Raw genomic sequence first — 15,366 nt, forward strand, 5'->3', positions numbered from 1 at the left:
ATAGCTAGAAGAGATTTTTGTGGCAGCTGAAGATCCCTCAGTATCTGGCGTGTCCGGCCGTTATGCGACGGCCTTGTTTGAACTGGCGCGCGACCAGAAGTCGGTCGATGCCGTGAAGGCTGACCTCGACAAGTTCTCCGCCCTGCTTGCCGACAGCCCTGATCTTCTGCGGCTTGTGCGCAGCCCGGTGTTTACCGCCGATGCGCAGGCCAAAGCGCTTGGCGCCGTGCTGGACAAGGCCGGCATCAGCGGCGTCGCCGCGAATTTCCTGAAAGTCCTGACTGCCAATCGCCGGCTGTTCGCCGTGGCCGATGTCATCAGGGCTTTCCGCGCGCTGGTCGCCAAATTCAAGGGCGAGGCCACCGCGGAAGTCACCGTCGCCGAGCCGCTCAGCGATACCAATCTCGACGCTCTCAAGGCCGCACTGAAATCAGTGTCGGGCAAGGACGTCGATCTCAACGTGAAGATCGATCCGTCAATCATCGGCGGGCTTGTCGTTAAGCTCGGCAGCCGCATGGTCGATAGCTCGCTTCGCACCAAACTCAATTCGATCAAGCACGCGATGAAAGAGGCAGGCTGATGGACATCCGCGCCGCGGAAATTTCCGCAATCCTCAAGGACCAGATCAAGAATTTCGGCCAGGAAGCCGAAGTCTCTGAAGTCGGTCAGGTTCTCTCGGTCGGCGACGGCATTGCCCGCGTCTATGGTCTGGACAACGTCCAGGCCGGTGAAATGGTCGAGTTCGAGAACGGCACGCGCGGCATGGCGCTGAACCTTGAAAGCGACAACGTCGGTATCGTTATTTTCGGTGCCGACCGCGAGATCAAGGAAGGTCAGACCGTCAAGCGCACCCGCGCCATCGTGGACGCGCCTGTCGGCAAGGGGCTTCTCGGCCGCGTCGTCGACGCGCTCGGCAACCCGATCGACGGCAAGGGCCCGATCCAGGCGACGGAGCGCAAGCGCGTTGACGTCAAGGCGCCCGGCATCATTCCACGCAAGTCGGTGCACGAGCCGATGGCCACCGGCCTCAAGGCGATCGACGCCCTGATCCCCGTCGGCCGCGGCCAGCGCGAGCTGATCATCGGCGACCGTCAGACCGGCAAGACCGCGATCGCGCTCGACACCATTCTCAACCAGAAGCCGCTCAACGTTGCCGGCGCTCCGGAAGGCCAGAAGCTGTATTGCGTGTACGTCGCGATCGGCCAGAAGCGCTCCACCGTCGCACAGTTCGTGAAGGTGCTCGAAGAGCAGGGCGCGCTGGAATATTCCATCGTCGTCGCAGCGACCGCGTCGGACCCCGCGCCGATGCAGTACCTCGCGCCGTTCACCGGCTGCACCATGGGCGAGTACTTCCGCGACAACGGCATGCACGCCGTTATCATCTATGACGACTTGTCCAAGCAGGCCGTCGCCTACCGCCAGATGTCGCTGCTGCTGCGCCGTCCGCCGGGCCGCGAAGCATATCCGGGCGACGTGTTCTACCTGCACTCCCGCCTGCTCGAGCGCGCCGCGAAGCTCAACGACGACCACGGCAACGGCTCGCTGACCGCGCTGCCGGTCATCGAGACCCAGGCCAACGACGTGTCGGCCTACATTCCGACCAACGTGATTTCGATCACCGATGGCCAGATCTTCCTTGAAACCGATCTGTTCTTTCAGGGCATCCGTCCCGCGGTGAACGTCGGTCTGTCGGTGTCGCGCGTCGGATCCTCGGCCCAGACCAAGGCGATGAAGAAGGTCGCCGGCAAGATCAAGGGCGAGCTTGCGCAGTACCGCGAAATGGCGGCGTTCGCGCAGTTCGGCTCCGACCTCGACGCGTCGACCCAGCGCCTGCTGGCGCGCGGTTCGCGCCTGACCGAACTTCTGAAGCAGCCGCAGTTCTCGCCGCTGAAGATGGAAGAGCAGGTCGTGGTGATCTACGCCGGCGTCAACGGTTACCTCGACGCTATTCCGGTCGCCAAGGTGCGTGAGTTCGAAGAAGGCCTGCTCTCGCTGCTCCGCGGCAAGCACGTCGATCTTCTCAACGCGATTCGCGACTCGAAGGACCTGTCCGACGATAGCGCCGGCAAGCTCAAGGCCGCGGTCGAAGGCTTCGCCAAGACGTTCGCTTAAGAAATCATCGCCGCGCCGATCCTTATCGTGCGCGGCGAATTCGGGGTTGCGATCCGGCGTTCGGCTGGATCGTCAGGGTGAGATAAAGAATGGCGTCTCTCAAGGACATGCGTGTCCGCATCGCCTCCACCAAGGCGACGCAGAAGATCACCAAGGCCATGCAGATGGTCGCGGCGTCGAAATTGCGCCGTGCCCAGACCGCGGCCGAAGCGGCGCGTCCCTATGCCGAGCGCATGGACGCCGTGATCAGCAATATCGCGGGCGCAGCTTCCGGCTCGGGCTCTGCACCGGCGCTGCTGACCGGCACCGGTAACGACAAGGTCCACCTGCTGCTGGTTTGCACCGGCGAGCGCGGTCTCTCCGGCGCGTTCAACTCGTCCATCGTGCGCCTGGCGCGTGAACGGGCGCTGTCGCTGATGAACCAGGGCAAGGACGTCAAGTTCTTCTGCGTCGGCCGCAAGGGCTATGAGCAGCTCCGCCGTCAGTTCGACAAGCAGATCGTCGAGCATGTCGAGCTGCGCTCGGTGAAGGTGCTCGGCTTCAAGAATGCCGAGGACATCGCCAAGCAGGTGATCGCGATGTTCGAGGCGGGCGACTTCGATGTCTGCACGCTGTTCTATTCGCGCTTCAAGTCGGTGATCGCTCAGGTCCCGACCGCGCAGCAGATCATTCCGCTGGTGCTCGAGGAAAAGGAAACATCCGGCGCGGCCGCGATCTACGACTACGAGCCTGCCGAAGACGAAATTCTTTCGAGCCTGCTGCCGCGCAATCTCGCGGTGCAGATTTTCCGCGCGCTGCTCGAAAACAACGCGTCGTTCTACGGCGCGCAGATGAGCGCGATGGACAACGCGACCCGCAACGCCGGCGACATGATCCGCAAGCAGACGCTGATCTATAACCGCACCCGCCAGGCGATGATTACCAAGGAACTGATCGAAATCATCTCCGGCGCCGAAGCCATCTGAGCCGACCGCCGCACAGACCGAGTTTTAAGGAGACTATCCCATGGCATCACCCGCCAATCAGACCGGACGCATTTCGCAGGTTATCGGCGCCGTCGTCGACGTGAAGTTCGACGGCTATCTGCCGGCCATTCTCAACGCCATCGAAACCACCAACCAGGGCAACCGTCTGGTGCTCGAGGTCGCGCAGCATCTCGGTGAATCCACCGTGCGCGCGATCGCGATGGACACCACCGAAGGTCTGGTCCGCGGCCAGGAAGTGAAAGACACCGGCGCGCCGATCAAGGTGCCGGTGGGTGCCGGCACGCTGGGCCGCATCATGAACGTCGTCGGCGAGCCGGTCGACGAGCAGGGCCCGATCAAGGCCGAAGGCGACCGCGCCATCCATCAGGAAGCGCCGCTCTACACCGACCAGTCGACCGAAGCTGAAATTCTCGTCACCGGCATCAAGGTTGTCGATCTGCTGGCGCCTTACGCCAAGGGCGGCAAGATCGGCCTGTTCGGCGGCGCCGGCGTCGGCAAGACCGTGCTGATTCAGGAGCTGATCAACAACGTCGCGAAGGCGCACGGCGGTTACTCGGTGTTCGCAGGCGTCGGCGAGCGTACCCGTGAAGGCAACGACCTCTATCACGAGTTCATCGAATCGGGCGTCAACAAGAAGGGTGGCGGCGAAGGCTCGAAGTGCGCCCTCGTGTACGGCCAGATGAACGAGCCTCCGGGCGCCCGCGCCCGCGTCGGCCTCACCGGCCTGACCGTCGCAGAACACTTCCGCGATCAGGGCCAGGACGTGCTGTTCTTCGTCGACAACATCTTCCGCTTCACCCAGGCAGGCTCGGAAGTGTCCGCTCTGCTCGGCCGTATTCCTTCGGCGGTGGGTTATCAGCCGACGCTCGCCACCGACATGGGCGCGCTGCAGGAGCGCATCACCACCACCAACAAGGGTTCGATCACCTCGGTGCAGGCCATTTACGTTCCGGCCGACGACTTGACCGACCCGGCGCCGGCAACCTCGTTCGCCCACTTGGACGCAACGACCGTGTTGAACCGTGCGATCTCTGAAAAGGGTATTTATCCGGCGGTTGACCCGCTCGACTCGACCTCGCGCATGCTCTCGCCGCTGATCGTCGGCGAAGATCACTACCAGACCGCGCGTCTCGTCCAGCAGGTGCTGCAGCGCTACAAGTCGCTGCAGGACATCATCGCCATTCTGGGCATGGATGAACTGTCGGAAGAGGACAAGCTGACCGTGGCTCGCGCCCGCAAGGTCGAGCGCTTCCTTTCGCAGCCGTTCCACGTCGCTGAAATCTTCACCGGCTCGCCGGGCAAGTTCGTCGATCTCGCCGATACCATCAAGGGCTTCAAGGATCTCTGCAACGGCAAGTACGATCACCTGCCGGAAGCCGCGTTCTACATGGTCGGCACCATCGAAGAAGCCGTTGAGAAGGGCAAGAAGCTCGCAGCGGAAGCGGCGTAATCACGATGGCGACCTTCCACTTCAATCTCGTATCGCCTGAACGAATCGCCTTCTCGGGCGAAGTCGAGCAGGTCGATATTCCCGGCGTCGAGGGCGATCTCGGCGTGATGGCCGGGCATTCGCCGCTGGTCACGACGATCCGTCCTGGCGTCATGACGATTACCGCTGGCGGCAAGCACGAGAAGGTCATCGTGCTCGGCGGCCTTGCGGAAATCTCCGACAAGGGCCTCACGGTTCTTGCGGACACCGCGACGGCGGTGGCTGAGCTGGACCTGGCGGCTTTCGCCGACAGCATCGCTCAGATGGAAGAGGATCTGAAGGAGAAGGAAGGCACGGTCCTCGATCAGGCGATCGAGCGACTCGACCACTTCAAGACCATTCAGCGGCAGGTCGTCAATTCAACCGCGATGCATTGAACGACAGGTTGATCGGAAACGTAAAAAGCCCTGCAACGCAGGGCTTTTTTGATTCAGGCGACAGATTATTTTCCCGCGAATTTCGTGAATTCCTGAACCACACGCTCATAAACCGGGCGCTTGAACGGCACGATCAGCTCGGGAAGATTCTTCATCGGCTCCCAGCGCCAGTCGATGAACTCCGCCTTGTGACCGGCGGGTGATGCGACATTGATCTCGCTGTCCTTGCCGGTGAAACGCATCGCGTACCACTTCTGCTTCTGACCGCGGAAGCGGCCCTTCCAGGCCCGTCCGGCCACCGTGCGCGGAATGTCGTAAGTGAGCCATTCGGAAACTTCGCCAAGCTTTTCGACCGATTGGGCGTTGGTCTCTTCGTAGAGCTCGCGCTTGGCGGCGGCCCAGGTATCTTCACCACTGTCGACGCCGCCTTGCGGCATCTGCCAGACATGAGTCTGGTCGACATGTTCCGGGCCGCCGATGCGGCGGCCGATGAATACAAGCCCTTCTGGGTTGATCAGGGTAATCCCGACGCAGGTCCGGTAGGGCAGATCGTCGTAACGCGCCATACTGCTAAAGCCTTTGATCCCCGACCGGTATCAGCACCAATCGCGCCTTGTTCTCTCGTTTGCGTGACCATGCCGGGCGATCAGTTCCGATCACGGCGGCCACTTAGCCTGATTTTGGTTTCAGCATGGCCGTTGTCAACGGCACCAGCGCGATACCGCGGCCCTCCAGTTGTTTGGCCCAGGTTCCGATGCGCTCGATTGAAATCGGCAGCGCCGATGCGACGCCCACGGCTGTTCCACGTTCTTTCGCCAGTGTTTCCAGCCGCGCCAGCGCGCGGTCAATCTCCGCCGGCGTCGGCACGGTGTCGATGCCGACATCGGCTTTCGCGAAGGGCATCGACTGGCCTTCCGCGATCACGCCAGCGACGCTGCGCGGCGCGCTGCCGTCGTCGAGCCAGGCGAGGCCGCGCTTTGCGGCTTCCTTGACGATCGGCTGCATCGCCGTATCGGTTGCGACAAAACGCGATCCCATGAAATTGGCGATGCCGACGTAGCCCTGAAACCGGCTCATATGCCAGGCGAGGCGGTCAACGTTCTGCTCGGCGGACAATGTCGTCAGCAGCGTCTGCGGGCCGGGATCGTTATCCGGATAATCGAACGGCTCCATCGGAACCTGCAACAGAACCTCGTGCTTCTGTGCGCGGGCGCGTTCCACCAGCTTGCCGGGGTCTGAGCCGTAGGGTGTGAAAGCGAGCGTCACGGCACCGGGAAGCTTGGTGATGGCATCGGCGGTTTTCGCGGCGCCGACGCCAAGGCCGGAGATAACGATTGCGACCACGGGCTTCTTCGCGGCGACGGCGCGCTCGGCGTCGCCGCCTGCCGCATAGGCGCGGAAGGATTTCAGCCCATCGGCGGCGACCGGGATCATGCCGTAGCGCGAGCTTTCCAGCAGCTTCGGATTGACGCCCGCGATCATGGCCGGCGGCGCATCTGCCGCCGCTGCGGTCTCCGTGCCGCCCCCCACAATCACGCTTTGCCGGGCGCCGCTGGAGCCGTCGATGATGGTCACGGTCTGCTGTCCTGCGGCGGGTTCCTTAGCGGCTTCCTTGGGTGCTATGGGGTTAGCGCTGGCGGGTTTCGCGGCGGTCTCCGCGGGAAGCTTGGCGGGATCGTAGGACACCTTCGCCAGCGGCTCGCCGCCCATCGGATTCTGGTTGAAAATTGCGAAGCCGAGAAAGACCACGAGAAACAGCCCGAACAGCCCCGCGATCGCCTGCGGTGCCGTGAACGGAAGCCGGTATCGCCGCTTGCGCGGCCGGTCCTGTCCGAGCGGGGCGCTCAGATCGTCGGTGGTCACTGCCCTCAACCCTCGCGAATCAATCGCCGAATCCTATCACGGCCCCGGTACGGTGGGCCGCAAAGGCTTGGGTTCCGCAGCGATCAGACGGCGGACAGCCAGCAAAAAGGGCGGCCCGGAAGGCCGCCCTGATCGAATTGAGATGTTCGCCTGCGCTTTAGTTCGCGGCCTTGTTGGTGGCCTTGTCGGTCGGAGCAGGAGCCGAGGTGGTCTGCTTGATGCCGTGCAGGAGGTCCGCAGCCATCTTCAGCGCCTTGTCGTCCTTCGCATCCGGCGGCACGTAGGATTGCGATCCGGTCTCTTCCTGACCTTCGGCCTTGAGATGGCCGCGCAGCGAGGCTTCGCCCTTGGTGTCGGTCTTCGACTTCAGATCCTCCGGCACATCCTGCAGGACTTCGATATCCGGGATGATACCCTTGGCCTGAATCGACTTGCCCGACGGCGTGAAGTAACGCGCAGTGGTCAGCCGCAGCGCGCCGTTACCGGAGCCGAGCGGAATGATGGTCTGCACCGATCCCTTGCCGAACGAGCGGGTGCCGAGCAGGGTCGCGCGCTTGTGGTCCTGCAACGCACCGGCAACGATTTCCGACGCCGATGCTGAGCCGCCGTTGATCAGCACGATCACAGGCTTGCCCTTGGCGAGATCGCCGGGCTTGGCGGTGCGGCGCTGGGTTTCCTCGGCGTTGCGGCCCCGGGTCGAGACGATTTCGCCGCGATCGAGGAATGCGTCGGACACCGACACGGCTTCTTCAAGCAGGCCGCCCGGATTGTTGCGCAGGTCGAGAATGTAGCCCTTGAGCTTGTCTGAACCGATCTGCGTGGTCAGGTTCGCCATCTCGCGCTTCAGGCCTTCGGTAGTCTGCTCGTTGAAGGTCGTGATGCGAATATAGGCGATATCGTCGCTCTCGACGCGCGCGCGCACCGAACGCACGCGAATGTTGTCGCGCGTCAGCGTGATATCAAGCGGCTTGTCCTGGCCCTTGCGAATGATCTTGAGCTTGATCTTGGTGTTGACCGGACCGCGCATCTTCTCGACGGCCTGGTTCAGGGTCAGGCCCTGCACCGCTTCATCGTCGAGTTGAGAAATGATGTCGTTGGCCATGATGCCAGCCTTGGAGGCCGGCGTCTCGTCGATCGGCGACACAACCTTGATAAGGCCATCTTCCATCGTGACTTCGATGCCGAGGCCGCCGAATTCGCCGCGCGTCTGCACCTGCATGTCGCGGAAGCTCTTCGCGTCCATGTAGCTCGAGTGCGGATCAAGGCCGGTGAGCATGCCGCTGATCGCGGTCTCGACCAGCTTGCTGTCGTCCGGCTTCTCGACATAGTCGCTGCGGACGCGCTCGAATACATCGCCGAACAGATTGAGCTGACGGTATGTGTCTGACGACGCGGCGCGCGCCGTCGATCCCACCAGAGCCGAGCGGGGCTGGGTGAGAAGGAGTGTTGCCGCTGCGCCTGCTGCGACGCTGAGGAGAACCAGGGAAGTCTTGCGCATCATCCGCGAACCTTTTGGCCTTCACTTGCGGCCCACCATGGACCAGAATCGATTGGAGCGCCGTCTTTACGGAACTCGATGTAGAGCACAGGCTGGCTGGACGCAGCCGCCAGAATTGACGCGACCTGAGACGTGGTCCCCATCGTCGCGACCGGTTCTCCAGTTAGAACAAACTGCCCGATCGTGACCGAAATACGTTCCATACCGGCGATAAGCACATGATACCCGCCGCCCGCATTGAGGATCAAGAGTTGTCCGTAGCTCCGGAACGGGCCGGAGTAAACAACCCAGCCATCACAAGGTGTTGTCACCTGCGCGCCGGGCCGCGTGGCGATGGAAATGCCCTTTTCCTGGCCTCCGGTGCCGTCAGAACCGCCAAAATTGCGGATCCGGGTGCCGTTAACCGGAATTCGCAATAAGCCCTTTGCGGAACCGAAAGCTATGGCCGGGCTCAGCCGCCCCGGGTCCTTCAAGGCCCCGAGATCGGGCTTGCCGTTGAGAGAGGCCGGCGTGCCTTTCAATTCGGCTGTCGCGGCGGCCTTTGCGGCCGCTTTGACCTCCTGCTCCATCTTGGCGATCAGGTCCTGAAGGTTTTCGGTTTGCCTGGACAGCGCGATCGCGCGCTGCCGCTCAGCTTCCATATCCTTTTCGGCCTCGGTCTGTGTCTTTTGCCGTTCCTGCACCAGCGCCGCGAGCCGTGTGCGATCGTCATTCAGCTTGTCACGATCGCTGGCGAGCCGGTCGCGCTCTTCCGAAATGTTTTTGCGCAAGCTGACCAGTTCGCCCAGATCGCTGGCAAGCTTGGCCGCGCGTGCGCGCATCTCCGGGACCACAGCGCCGAGCAACATCGCGGTGCGCAGCGACTGCAGCGCGTCTTCGGGTCTTACAAACAGCGCCGGCGGTGCGCGGCGTCCGGCGCGCTGGAGGGCGGCGAGCACCTCGGAAATTTCATCGCGGCGCGATTCGAGTGAGGCGCGAATCTGAAGCTCGCGCGCATCGAGCGGGCGCAGCCGGCCTTCGGTGTCGGCCATCTTGCCTTCAACGTCGCGCACCTGCGAGGCAATGCCGATCAGTTGCTGGTTGAGTTTGGAGCGGTCCTGACCGATGGCGGCAATGTCGGCCTTGAGCTTCTTCTCAAGTTCGGCGGCCTTCCTCTGCTGATCGCGCGCAGCTTCCAGCTCCTGGGTACGCTGCTTGATCGCTTCGGGGTCGGGCGCGGCAACCTGTTTGGTTGCGCCCTGCGCGAAGGCCGGCGCGATGCCTGCGATATGCAAAGTGGAAGCCACCAGCGACAACGGCAAAACCGCTCCGCGCGTCAGCCGGCGCAGTGTTGGCGAGCTTGCATAACCTGTCGCGTCAGTCACGTGCGGTTGGGTCTTTCATGCGCGTATTTCGCAAAAGTCGGCACCGGTTTTGCGAACAGAATACACGCGAGGTTATACTATGCGCGATGATATGGGTGGCCGGATAAAATCGTCGCGGCCCGGTAAATCTGTTCCAGCAGCATGACGCGCACCATCTGGTGCGGCCAGGTCGCCTTGCCAAACGCAACGCTCAGTTTCACCTTGCGCCGCAATTCGGGCGAAAGTCCGTCCGCCCCGCCAATTAAAAAAACAGCGGTTGGAACCGATTCGTCGCGCCAGCGGCCAAGATGGCGCGCGAATGTTGCGCTGTCGATGGTTTCGCCGCGTTCGTCGAGCGCAATGATGGACGATTTGTCAGGAATCAGTGCCGAGATCGCCGCCGCCTCATCCGCCATGCGAGCGGCGGCGTCACGCGCGCGGCTTTCCGGAATTTCATGGATCTCAAGGCTGCGAAATCCGAGTTTGCGGCCGATGTCGTCGAACCGCTCGCGGTAGCGTTCGGCGAGCTCCCGTTCCGGGCCTTGCTTCAGGCGGCCAATGGCGATCACGACGACGCGCATGGCGCGCAAACTAACATGCGCGCAAGCGCATGAACACGCACAGGCTCACCGCGTCTCAGCGGGCCCTTGCCGCCGGTTTGTCCGAAGTCCACATCTTTTCGAGATTGTAGAACTCGCGGACTTCCGGCCTGAACACATGAACGATCACATCGCCGGAATCGATTAGCACCCAGTCGCAGTTGGGCAATCCCTCGATATGAGGGGCTGCGATTCCGCTTTCCTTGAGGCCTTTCGCGACATTCTCCGCGATCGCGCCGACATGGCGGTTGGCCCGCCCGGAGGTCACGATCATGTAGTCGGTAATGGAGGATTTGCCGCGGAGGTCGATGGTGATCGTTTCTTCCGCCTTCATGTCGTCAAGGCGGGAGAGGATCAGGCTCAACGTCTCGTCGGCGTCAGGTCGCGCCTTCAAGACGGGGGCAGGCGTCGCTTCAGCAAGAGGCTTCGACAAGGCTGCCTTGGACAATACAGATGTGGTCAGGGACCATTCCTTTCACTGTATCGCGAGCGCCGAATCCCGGCGCCCACCTTCATCATACGCATGTGGGGTTAATGGTTTCAATCTTCCAGATATCGAGCCGATAATTTGCGCTTTGCTGTTGCCGGAAAACGTCATTGCGAGCTGGCGTCCTTCCAGCTTCCGTCCGGGTTCCGCAGCCGGGTCGAGGACAGGCTGGATTTCAGGCCGGTGAGGAATGTCCAGGCCGGCGCCCGTCGGCTCGCCAGTGTTCCCGCGCTTCGCTCGTCGATGCGATACGGCATCAGCGTCTGTGCGGCAGTGGATGAAAGGGCGCGGAAGCTGTCAGGCGGGCGGTCGACCACGGCGATTGGAACCATGCTGGCAATGTGCTGCCAGTTTTCCCAGCGGTTGAACTGCGCGAGATTGTCAGCGCCCATGATCCATACAAAGCGTACACCGGAGCAGCGGCGCCGCAGATACGAAATCGTGTCAGCAGTGTAGCGGGTGCCGATGACGGTTTCGAGACAACTGACGGCGATGCGCGGATGGTTCGCGACCTTCTGCGCGGCGATCATGCGTTCGCGCAGCGCGTGCAGCGAGCCGTTGTTCTTGAGCGGATTGCCGGGCGACACCAGCCACCAGATGCGGTCGAGCCGCAGCCGTTTCATCGCGAACAGGCTGATGGCGCGATGCGCCTCGTGCGGCGGATTAAACGATCCGCCGAGCAGGCCGATCCGCATGCCGTCGGCATGAGGCGGAAGGGCGCGGGGCAAAGAGATTGCAGCGTTCTCGGGCACGTCGCTCACGGGCGCGCAAGTCACGGACGTGTCTGTCCCGTGCCGTGAACGCGATACTTGAAGCTGGTCAGTTGCTCGGCGCCGACCGGGCCGCGTGCGTGGAATTTGCCGGTGGCGATTCCGATCTCCGCGCCGAATCCAAACTCGCCGCCGTCGGCGAACTGCGTCGAGGCATTATGCAGCACGATGGCGGAATCGACCTCGTTGAGGAATTTCTCGGCGGCCTTCGCGTCTTCGGTGACAATGGCGTCGGTGTGATGCGAGCCGTAGCGCTCGATATGTGCGATGGCGTCGTCGAGGCCGTTCACGAGTTTCGCCGAAATGATGGCGTCTTCGTATTCGGTGGCCCAGTCTTCGTCGGACACAGGTTTCACGCGTGCATCGGCGCGCTGAATGTCTGCGTCGCCGCGCACCTCGCAACCGGCGTCGAGCAGCATCGTCACCAGCGGCTTGAGCTGCGTGTTCGCAGCGGCCTTGTCGATCAACAGTGTTTCGGCTGCGCCGCAGACACCGGGACGGCGCATCTTGGCATTGAGCACAACGGTCTTCGCCATGTCGGGCGATGCCGCCTTGTCGACATAGACGTGATTGACGCCTTCGAGATGGGCGAATACGGGCACGCGTGCTTCGTCCTGCACGCGGGCGACGAGATTCTTGCCGCCGCGCGGCACGATCACATCAATCGCGCCATTGAGGCCGCCGAGCATCAGGCCGACTGCCGCACGGTCGCGGGTCGGCACCAGCGAAATTGATTGTTCGGGAAGTTCGGCCTTGCGCAGGCCCTCCACGAGGCATTGATGGATTGCACGGCACGACCGGAAACTGTCCGAGCCGCCGCGCAGAATGACGGCGTTGCCGGACTTGAGGCACAACGCGCCGGCATCGGCCGCGACATTGGGGCGGCTCTCGAAGATCACGCCGACGACCCCGAGCGGCACGCGCACGCGTTCGATGGTCATCCCGTTGGGCCGTGTCCAGCTTTCGGTGACAATGCCGACGGGATCGGGAATCGCCCGCACCACATCGATGCCGTCGGCCATCGCCTTGATGCGCGCCTCATTGAGCGCGAGACGATCCACGAACGCGCTGCTCATTCCACCGGCTTTCGCCTCGGCGACGTCTTCAGCGTTGGCGGCCAGAATCTCTTTGGCATTGGCGCGAATGGCTGCGGCCATGGCAGCCAGCGCAGCGTCCTTCTGCTCGCCTGGGGCAAGCGCCAGCGTGCGCGCGGCGCGGGAGGCACCGGCGCCGAGATCGGCCATCAGCGCGGTCAGGTCAGGTGCGCCATCAAGAGCTTTGAGCGGAGCGGACATGGTGGTCTATGTGGGGTTGAATGCGGGTTAAGGCTATGCCCTAGCACAGAAATTCGGACCCGGCGAGCCGCCGGGAACATGGCTGCCCGGCGGGATAGGCCAATGGCCGAGGGACAGCACGCTAGGCCATTGGCCGTGCTGGGGCTTTACCCGAGCGTCGTTACTTGGCGCTGTCGGTGCCGCGCGGGCCGCCGACCACGAGGTCGTCGCGATGGATCATTTCCGCACGCCCGCTGATGCCGAGGATTTGTGCTGCGTCCGAGGACGAGCGGCCCTTGATCCTGTCTGCATCCTCAGCGTCGTAGGCGATCAGGCCGCGGCCGATCTCATGGGTATCGGGGCCGCGCACCACCACGGCGTCGCCGCGTGCGAACTGCCCTTCGACCCGGATCACGCCGGCCGGCAGCAGGCTCTTGCCGGCGCGGAGTGCCGCGACGGCCCCAGCGTCGATGGTGAGCGTTCCCTTTGGCTCGAGCGAACCGGCGATCCAGCGCTTGCGCGCGGTGACGGGATTGGCCGGGGTGAGAAACCACGTGCATGGCCCGCCGTCGGCGATGGCCTGCAACGGATGCTCGATCTTGCCCGATGCGATCAGCATGTGCGTGCCGGCGGAGGTTGCGATCTTCGCGGCCTCGATCTTGGTGCGCATGCCGCCGCGTGACAGTTCGGACTCGGCCGCGCCGGCCATCGCCTCGATATCGGCAGTGACGGATTCGACGACAGGAATCAGTTTCGCGTTCGGATTAGCTGACGGCGGCGCAGTGTAGAGACCGTCGATGTCCGAGAGCAGGATGAGAAGATCTGCGCTGGTCATGGTGGCGACGCGTGCGGCGAGACGGTCGTTGTCGCCATAACGGATTTCGTTGGTGGCGACGGTGTCGTTCTCGTTGATCACAGGCACCGCGCGCCACTCGAGAAGTTTCGAGATGGTCGAGCGCGCATTGAGATAACGCCGCCGCTCCTCGGTGTCCTGCAACGTGACCAGAATCTGTCCGGCGCCAATGCCGTAATGGCCGAGCACGCCGGACCAGATGCGGGCGAGTTCGATCTGGCCGACGGCCGCGGCGGCCTGGCTTTCCTCAAGCTTGAGCAGGCCGCTCGGCAGCTTCAGGCGGCTCCGCCCGAGCGCGATCGACCCCGACGAGACGACCAGCACATCCTTGCCGGCCTGATGCAGCTTGGAGATGTCGGCGGCGAGCGCGGCCAGCCATGACGCGCGGACTTCGCCGGCGCTGGAATCGATCAGCAGCGACGATCCGACCTTGACGACGATGCGGCGAAAATTCTTGAGTTCGGGATTCGACATCGGAAAATCAGCGTGTGATGGGCTTAAGTTGAATTGCGAATGAGAGCGTCAGCGGCCGAGCGGTGTCCAGCCTGACGGCTGCTCCGGCTCCGGGTCCGCCGGGCTCTCAGTCGCCTTCTTCGCTTTCGCCGATACCGGCGCTTCGCCGATCACGGACAACAGCGCGCGCAATGCTTCCGGCACGCCTTCGCGCGACACGCTCGAGAGCAGCAGCGGTGTCTTCTTAGCCGCCCGCTTCAGCCGCGCCTTCTGGTCCTTGAGATGCTCAGGCGTGACCGCATCAATCTTGCTCAGCGCAACGATCTCGATCTTGTCGGCGAGATTCGCGTCATACGCTTCCAGTTCTGTGCGCACGGTCTTGTACTCTTTGCCCGCATGCTCCGATGTCGCATCCACCAGATGCAGCAGCACACGGCAGCGCTCGACGTGACCGAGGAATCTGTCGCCGAGGCCCGCACCTTCATGCGCGCCCTCGATCAGTCCCGGAATGTCGGCCAGCACGAATTCGCGCCCGTCGATGCCGACGACGCCCAGCTGCGGATGCAGGGTGGTGAACGGATAGTCTGCGATCTTCGGCTTCGCCGCGCTGACGACGGAGAGAAACGTGGATTTACCGGCGTTGGGCAATCCGACCAGACCAGCGTCCGCGATCAGTTTCAGCCGCAGCCAGATCCAGCGCTCCTCGCCCGGCAGGCCGGGATTGGCATTGCGCGGCGCACGGTTCGTCGAGGTCTTGAAATGCGCGTTGCCGAAACCGCCATTGCCGCCCTTCGCCAGTACGAACGTCTCGCCGACCTCGGTGAAGTCATGGATCAGCGTCTCGCGGTCCTCGTCGAAGATCTGTGTGCCGAGCGGCACCTTCATCACGATGTTCTTGCCGTTGGCGCCATGGCGGTCCGAGCCCATGCCGTTCACGCCCTTCGGTGCCTTGAAGTGCTGCTGGTAACGATAGTCGATCAGCGTATTGAGGCCGTCGGCGACCTCGACGATGACGTCGCCGCCGCGTCCGCCGTTTCCGCCCGATGGGCCGCCGAACTCGATGAACTTCTCGCGACGAAATGCCACGCAGCCGTTTCCGCCGTCGCCGGAGCGGATGTAGACCTTGGCTTCGTCGAGAAATTTCATCGTTTTTCCATTGCGCCGTAATCGGCAAAAGGCCCGGTTTGCCGCGTCCAATCGCGTCCCGGGGATATGCGGCAATGTATGCGCCATGGGTGCGCGAGCGGCAACCGATTCATGCG

At 63.0% G+C, this 15,366-nt stretch carries 15 protein-coding genes; 5 read left to right on the top strand and 10 right to left on the bottom strand.

All coding sequences use genetic code 11. The features are described 5' to 3' along the window. Positions 1-19: 19 nt before the first annotated feature. From AC1RM7_RS14750 to AC1RM7_RS14770, 5 genes are all read left to right on the top strand, one after another. Complete coding sequence (locus AC1RM7_RS14750; protein WP_006023210.1) at positions 20-580, top strand: F0F1 ATP synthase subunit delta; 561 nt, start codon at positions 20-22, stop codon at positions 578-580. After that, the gene (atpA, locus tag AC1RM7_RS14755; protein ID WP_024920216.1) at positions 580-2,112 is read left to right on the top strand and encodes a F0F1 ATP synthase subunit alpha; all 1,533 of its coding nucleotides are present in this window, start codon (positions 580-582) and stop codon (positions 2,110-2,112) included. Before AC1RM7_RS14750 ends, atpA begins: the two co-directional genes overlap by 1 nt. An 89-nt stretch (positions 2,113-2,201) precedes the next feature. After that, positions 2,202-3,077, top strand: a complete 876-nt coding sequence (locus AC1RM7_RS14760) for a F0F1 ATP synthase subunit gamma (protein ID WP_006023208.1) — start codon at positions 2,202-2,204, stop codon at positions 3,075-3,077. 40 nt (positions 3,078-3,117) lie between these two features. Next, entirely contained in the window at positions 3,118-4,548 is a 1,431-nt protein-coding gene (gene atpD / locus AC1RM7_RS14765; RefSeq protein WP_006023207.1) for a F0F1 ATP synthase subunit beta, read from the top strand. Positions 4,549-4,553: 5 nt separating this feature from the next. Then, entirely contained in the window at positions 4,554-4,964 is a 411-nt protein-coding gene (locus tag AC1RM7_RS14770; RefSeq protein WP_024920217.1) for a F0F1 ATP synthase subunit epsilon, read from the top strand. 65 nt (positions 4,965-5,029) lie between these two features. Here the strand turns inward: AC1RM7_RS14770 and AC1RM7_RS14775 are convergent, their stop codons facing one another. The 10 genes from AC1RM7_RS14775 to obgE form a co-directional block, all read right to left on the bottom strand. Beyond that, on the bottom strand, positions 5,030-5,530 hold the full coding sequence (locus tag AC1RM7_RS14775; RefSeq protein ID WP_024576667.1) for an RNA pyrophosphohydrolase: 501 nt from the start codon (positions 5,528-5,530) through the stop codon (positions 5,030-5,032). Positions 5,531-5,633: 103 nt separating this feature from the next. Continuing rightward, the gene (locus AC1RM7_RS14780; RefSeq protein ID WP_024920218.1) at positions 5,634-6,827 is read right to left on the bottom strand and encodes a divergent polysaccharide deacetylase family protein; all 1,194 of its coding nucleotides are present in this window, start codon (positions 6,825-6,827) and stop codon (positions 5,634-5,636) included. Positions 6,828-6,984: 157 nt separating this feature from the next. Beyond that, on the bottom strand, positions 6,985-8,328 hold the full coding sequence (locus AC1RM7_RS14785) for a S41 family peptidase (protein ID WP_024920219.1): 1,344 nt from the start codon (positions 8,326-8,328) through the stop codon (positions 6,985-6,987). Then, on the bottom strand, positions 8,325-9,689 hold the full coding sequence (locus AC1RM7_RS14790; RefSeq protein ID WP_034460562.1) for a murein hydrolase activator EnvC family protein: 1,365 nt from the start codon (positions 9,687-9,689) through the stop codon (positions 8,325-8,327). Before AC1RM7_RS14790 ends, AC1RM7_RS14785 begins: the two co-directional genes overlap by 4 nt. A gap of 77 nt (positions 9,690-9,766) precedes the next feature. Beyond that, the gene (rlmH, locus tag AC1RM7_RS14795) at positions 9,767-10,249 is read right to left on the bottom strand and encodes a 23S rRNA (pseudouridine(1915)-N(3))-methyltransferase RlmH (protein ID WP_024920220.1); all 483 of its coding nucleotides are present in this window, start codon (positions 10,247-10,249) and stop codon (positions 9,767-9,769) included. A gap of 55 nt (positions 10,250-10,304) precedes the next feature. Beyond that, positions 10,305-10,661, bottom strand: a complete 357-nt coding sequence (rsfS, locus tag AC1RM7_RS14800) for a ribosome silencing factor (RefSeq protein WP_024920221.1) — start codon at positions 10,659-10,661, stop codon at positions 10,305-10,307. Between the two features lie 200 nt (positions 10,662-10,861). Next, positions 10,862-11,482, bottom strand: coding sequence for a nicotinate-nucleotide adenylyltransferase (locus tag AC1RM7_RS14805; protein WP_275451136.1), 621 nt, complete (start codon positions 11,480-11,482; stop codon positions 10,862-10,864). Positions 11,483-11,526: 44 nt separating this feature from the next. After that, positions 11,527-12,819 carry a glutamate-5-semialdehyde dehydrogenase gene (locus tag AC1RM7_RS14810; RefSeq protein WP_006023197.1) on the bottom strand — a complete coding sequence of 431 codons (1,293 nt, stop codon included), beginning with the start codon at positions 12,817-12,819 and terminating at the stop codon, positions 11,527-11,529. A 160-nt stretch (positions 12,820-12,979) separates the two neighbouring features. Then, positions 12,980-14,125, bottom strand: a complete 1,146-nt coding sequence (gene proB / locus AC1RM7_RS14815) for a glutamate 5-kinase (RefSeq protein ID WP_006023196.1) — start codon at positions 14,123-14,125, stop codon at positions 12,980-12,982. Between the two features lie 48 nt (positions 14,126-14,173). Next, positions 14,174-15,250 (bottom strand): GTPase ObgE, encoded by a 1,077-nt coding sequence (gene obgE, locus AC1RM7_RS14820; protein ID WP_006023195.1) that lies wholly within the window; start codon positions 15,248-15,250, stop codon positions 14,174-14,176. Positions 15,251-15,366: the final 116 nt, after the last annotated feature.

The organism is Afipia sp. GW822-FHT03D08 (genome assembly GCF_058801645.1).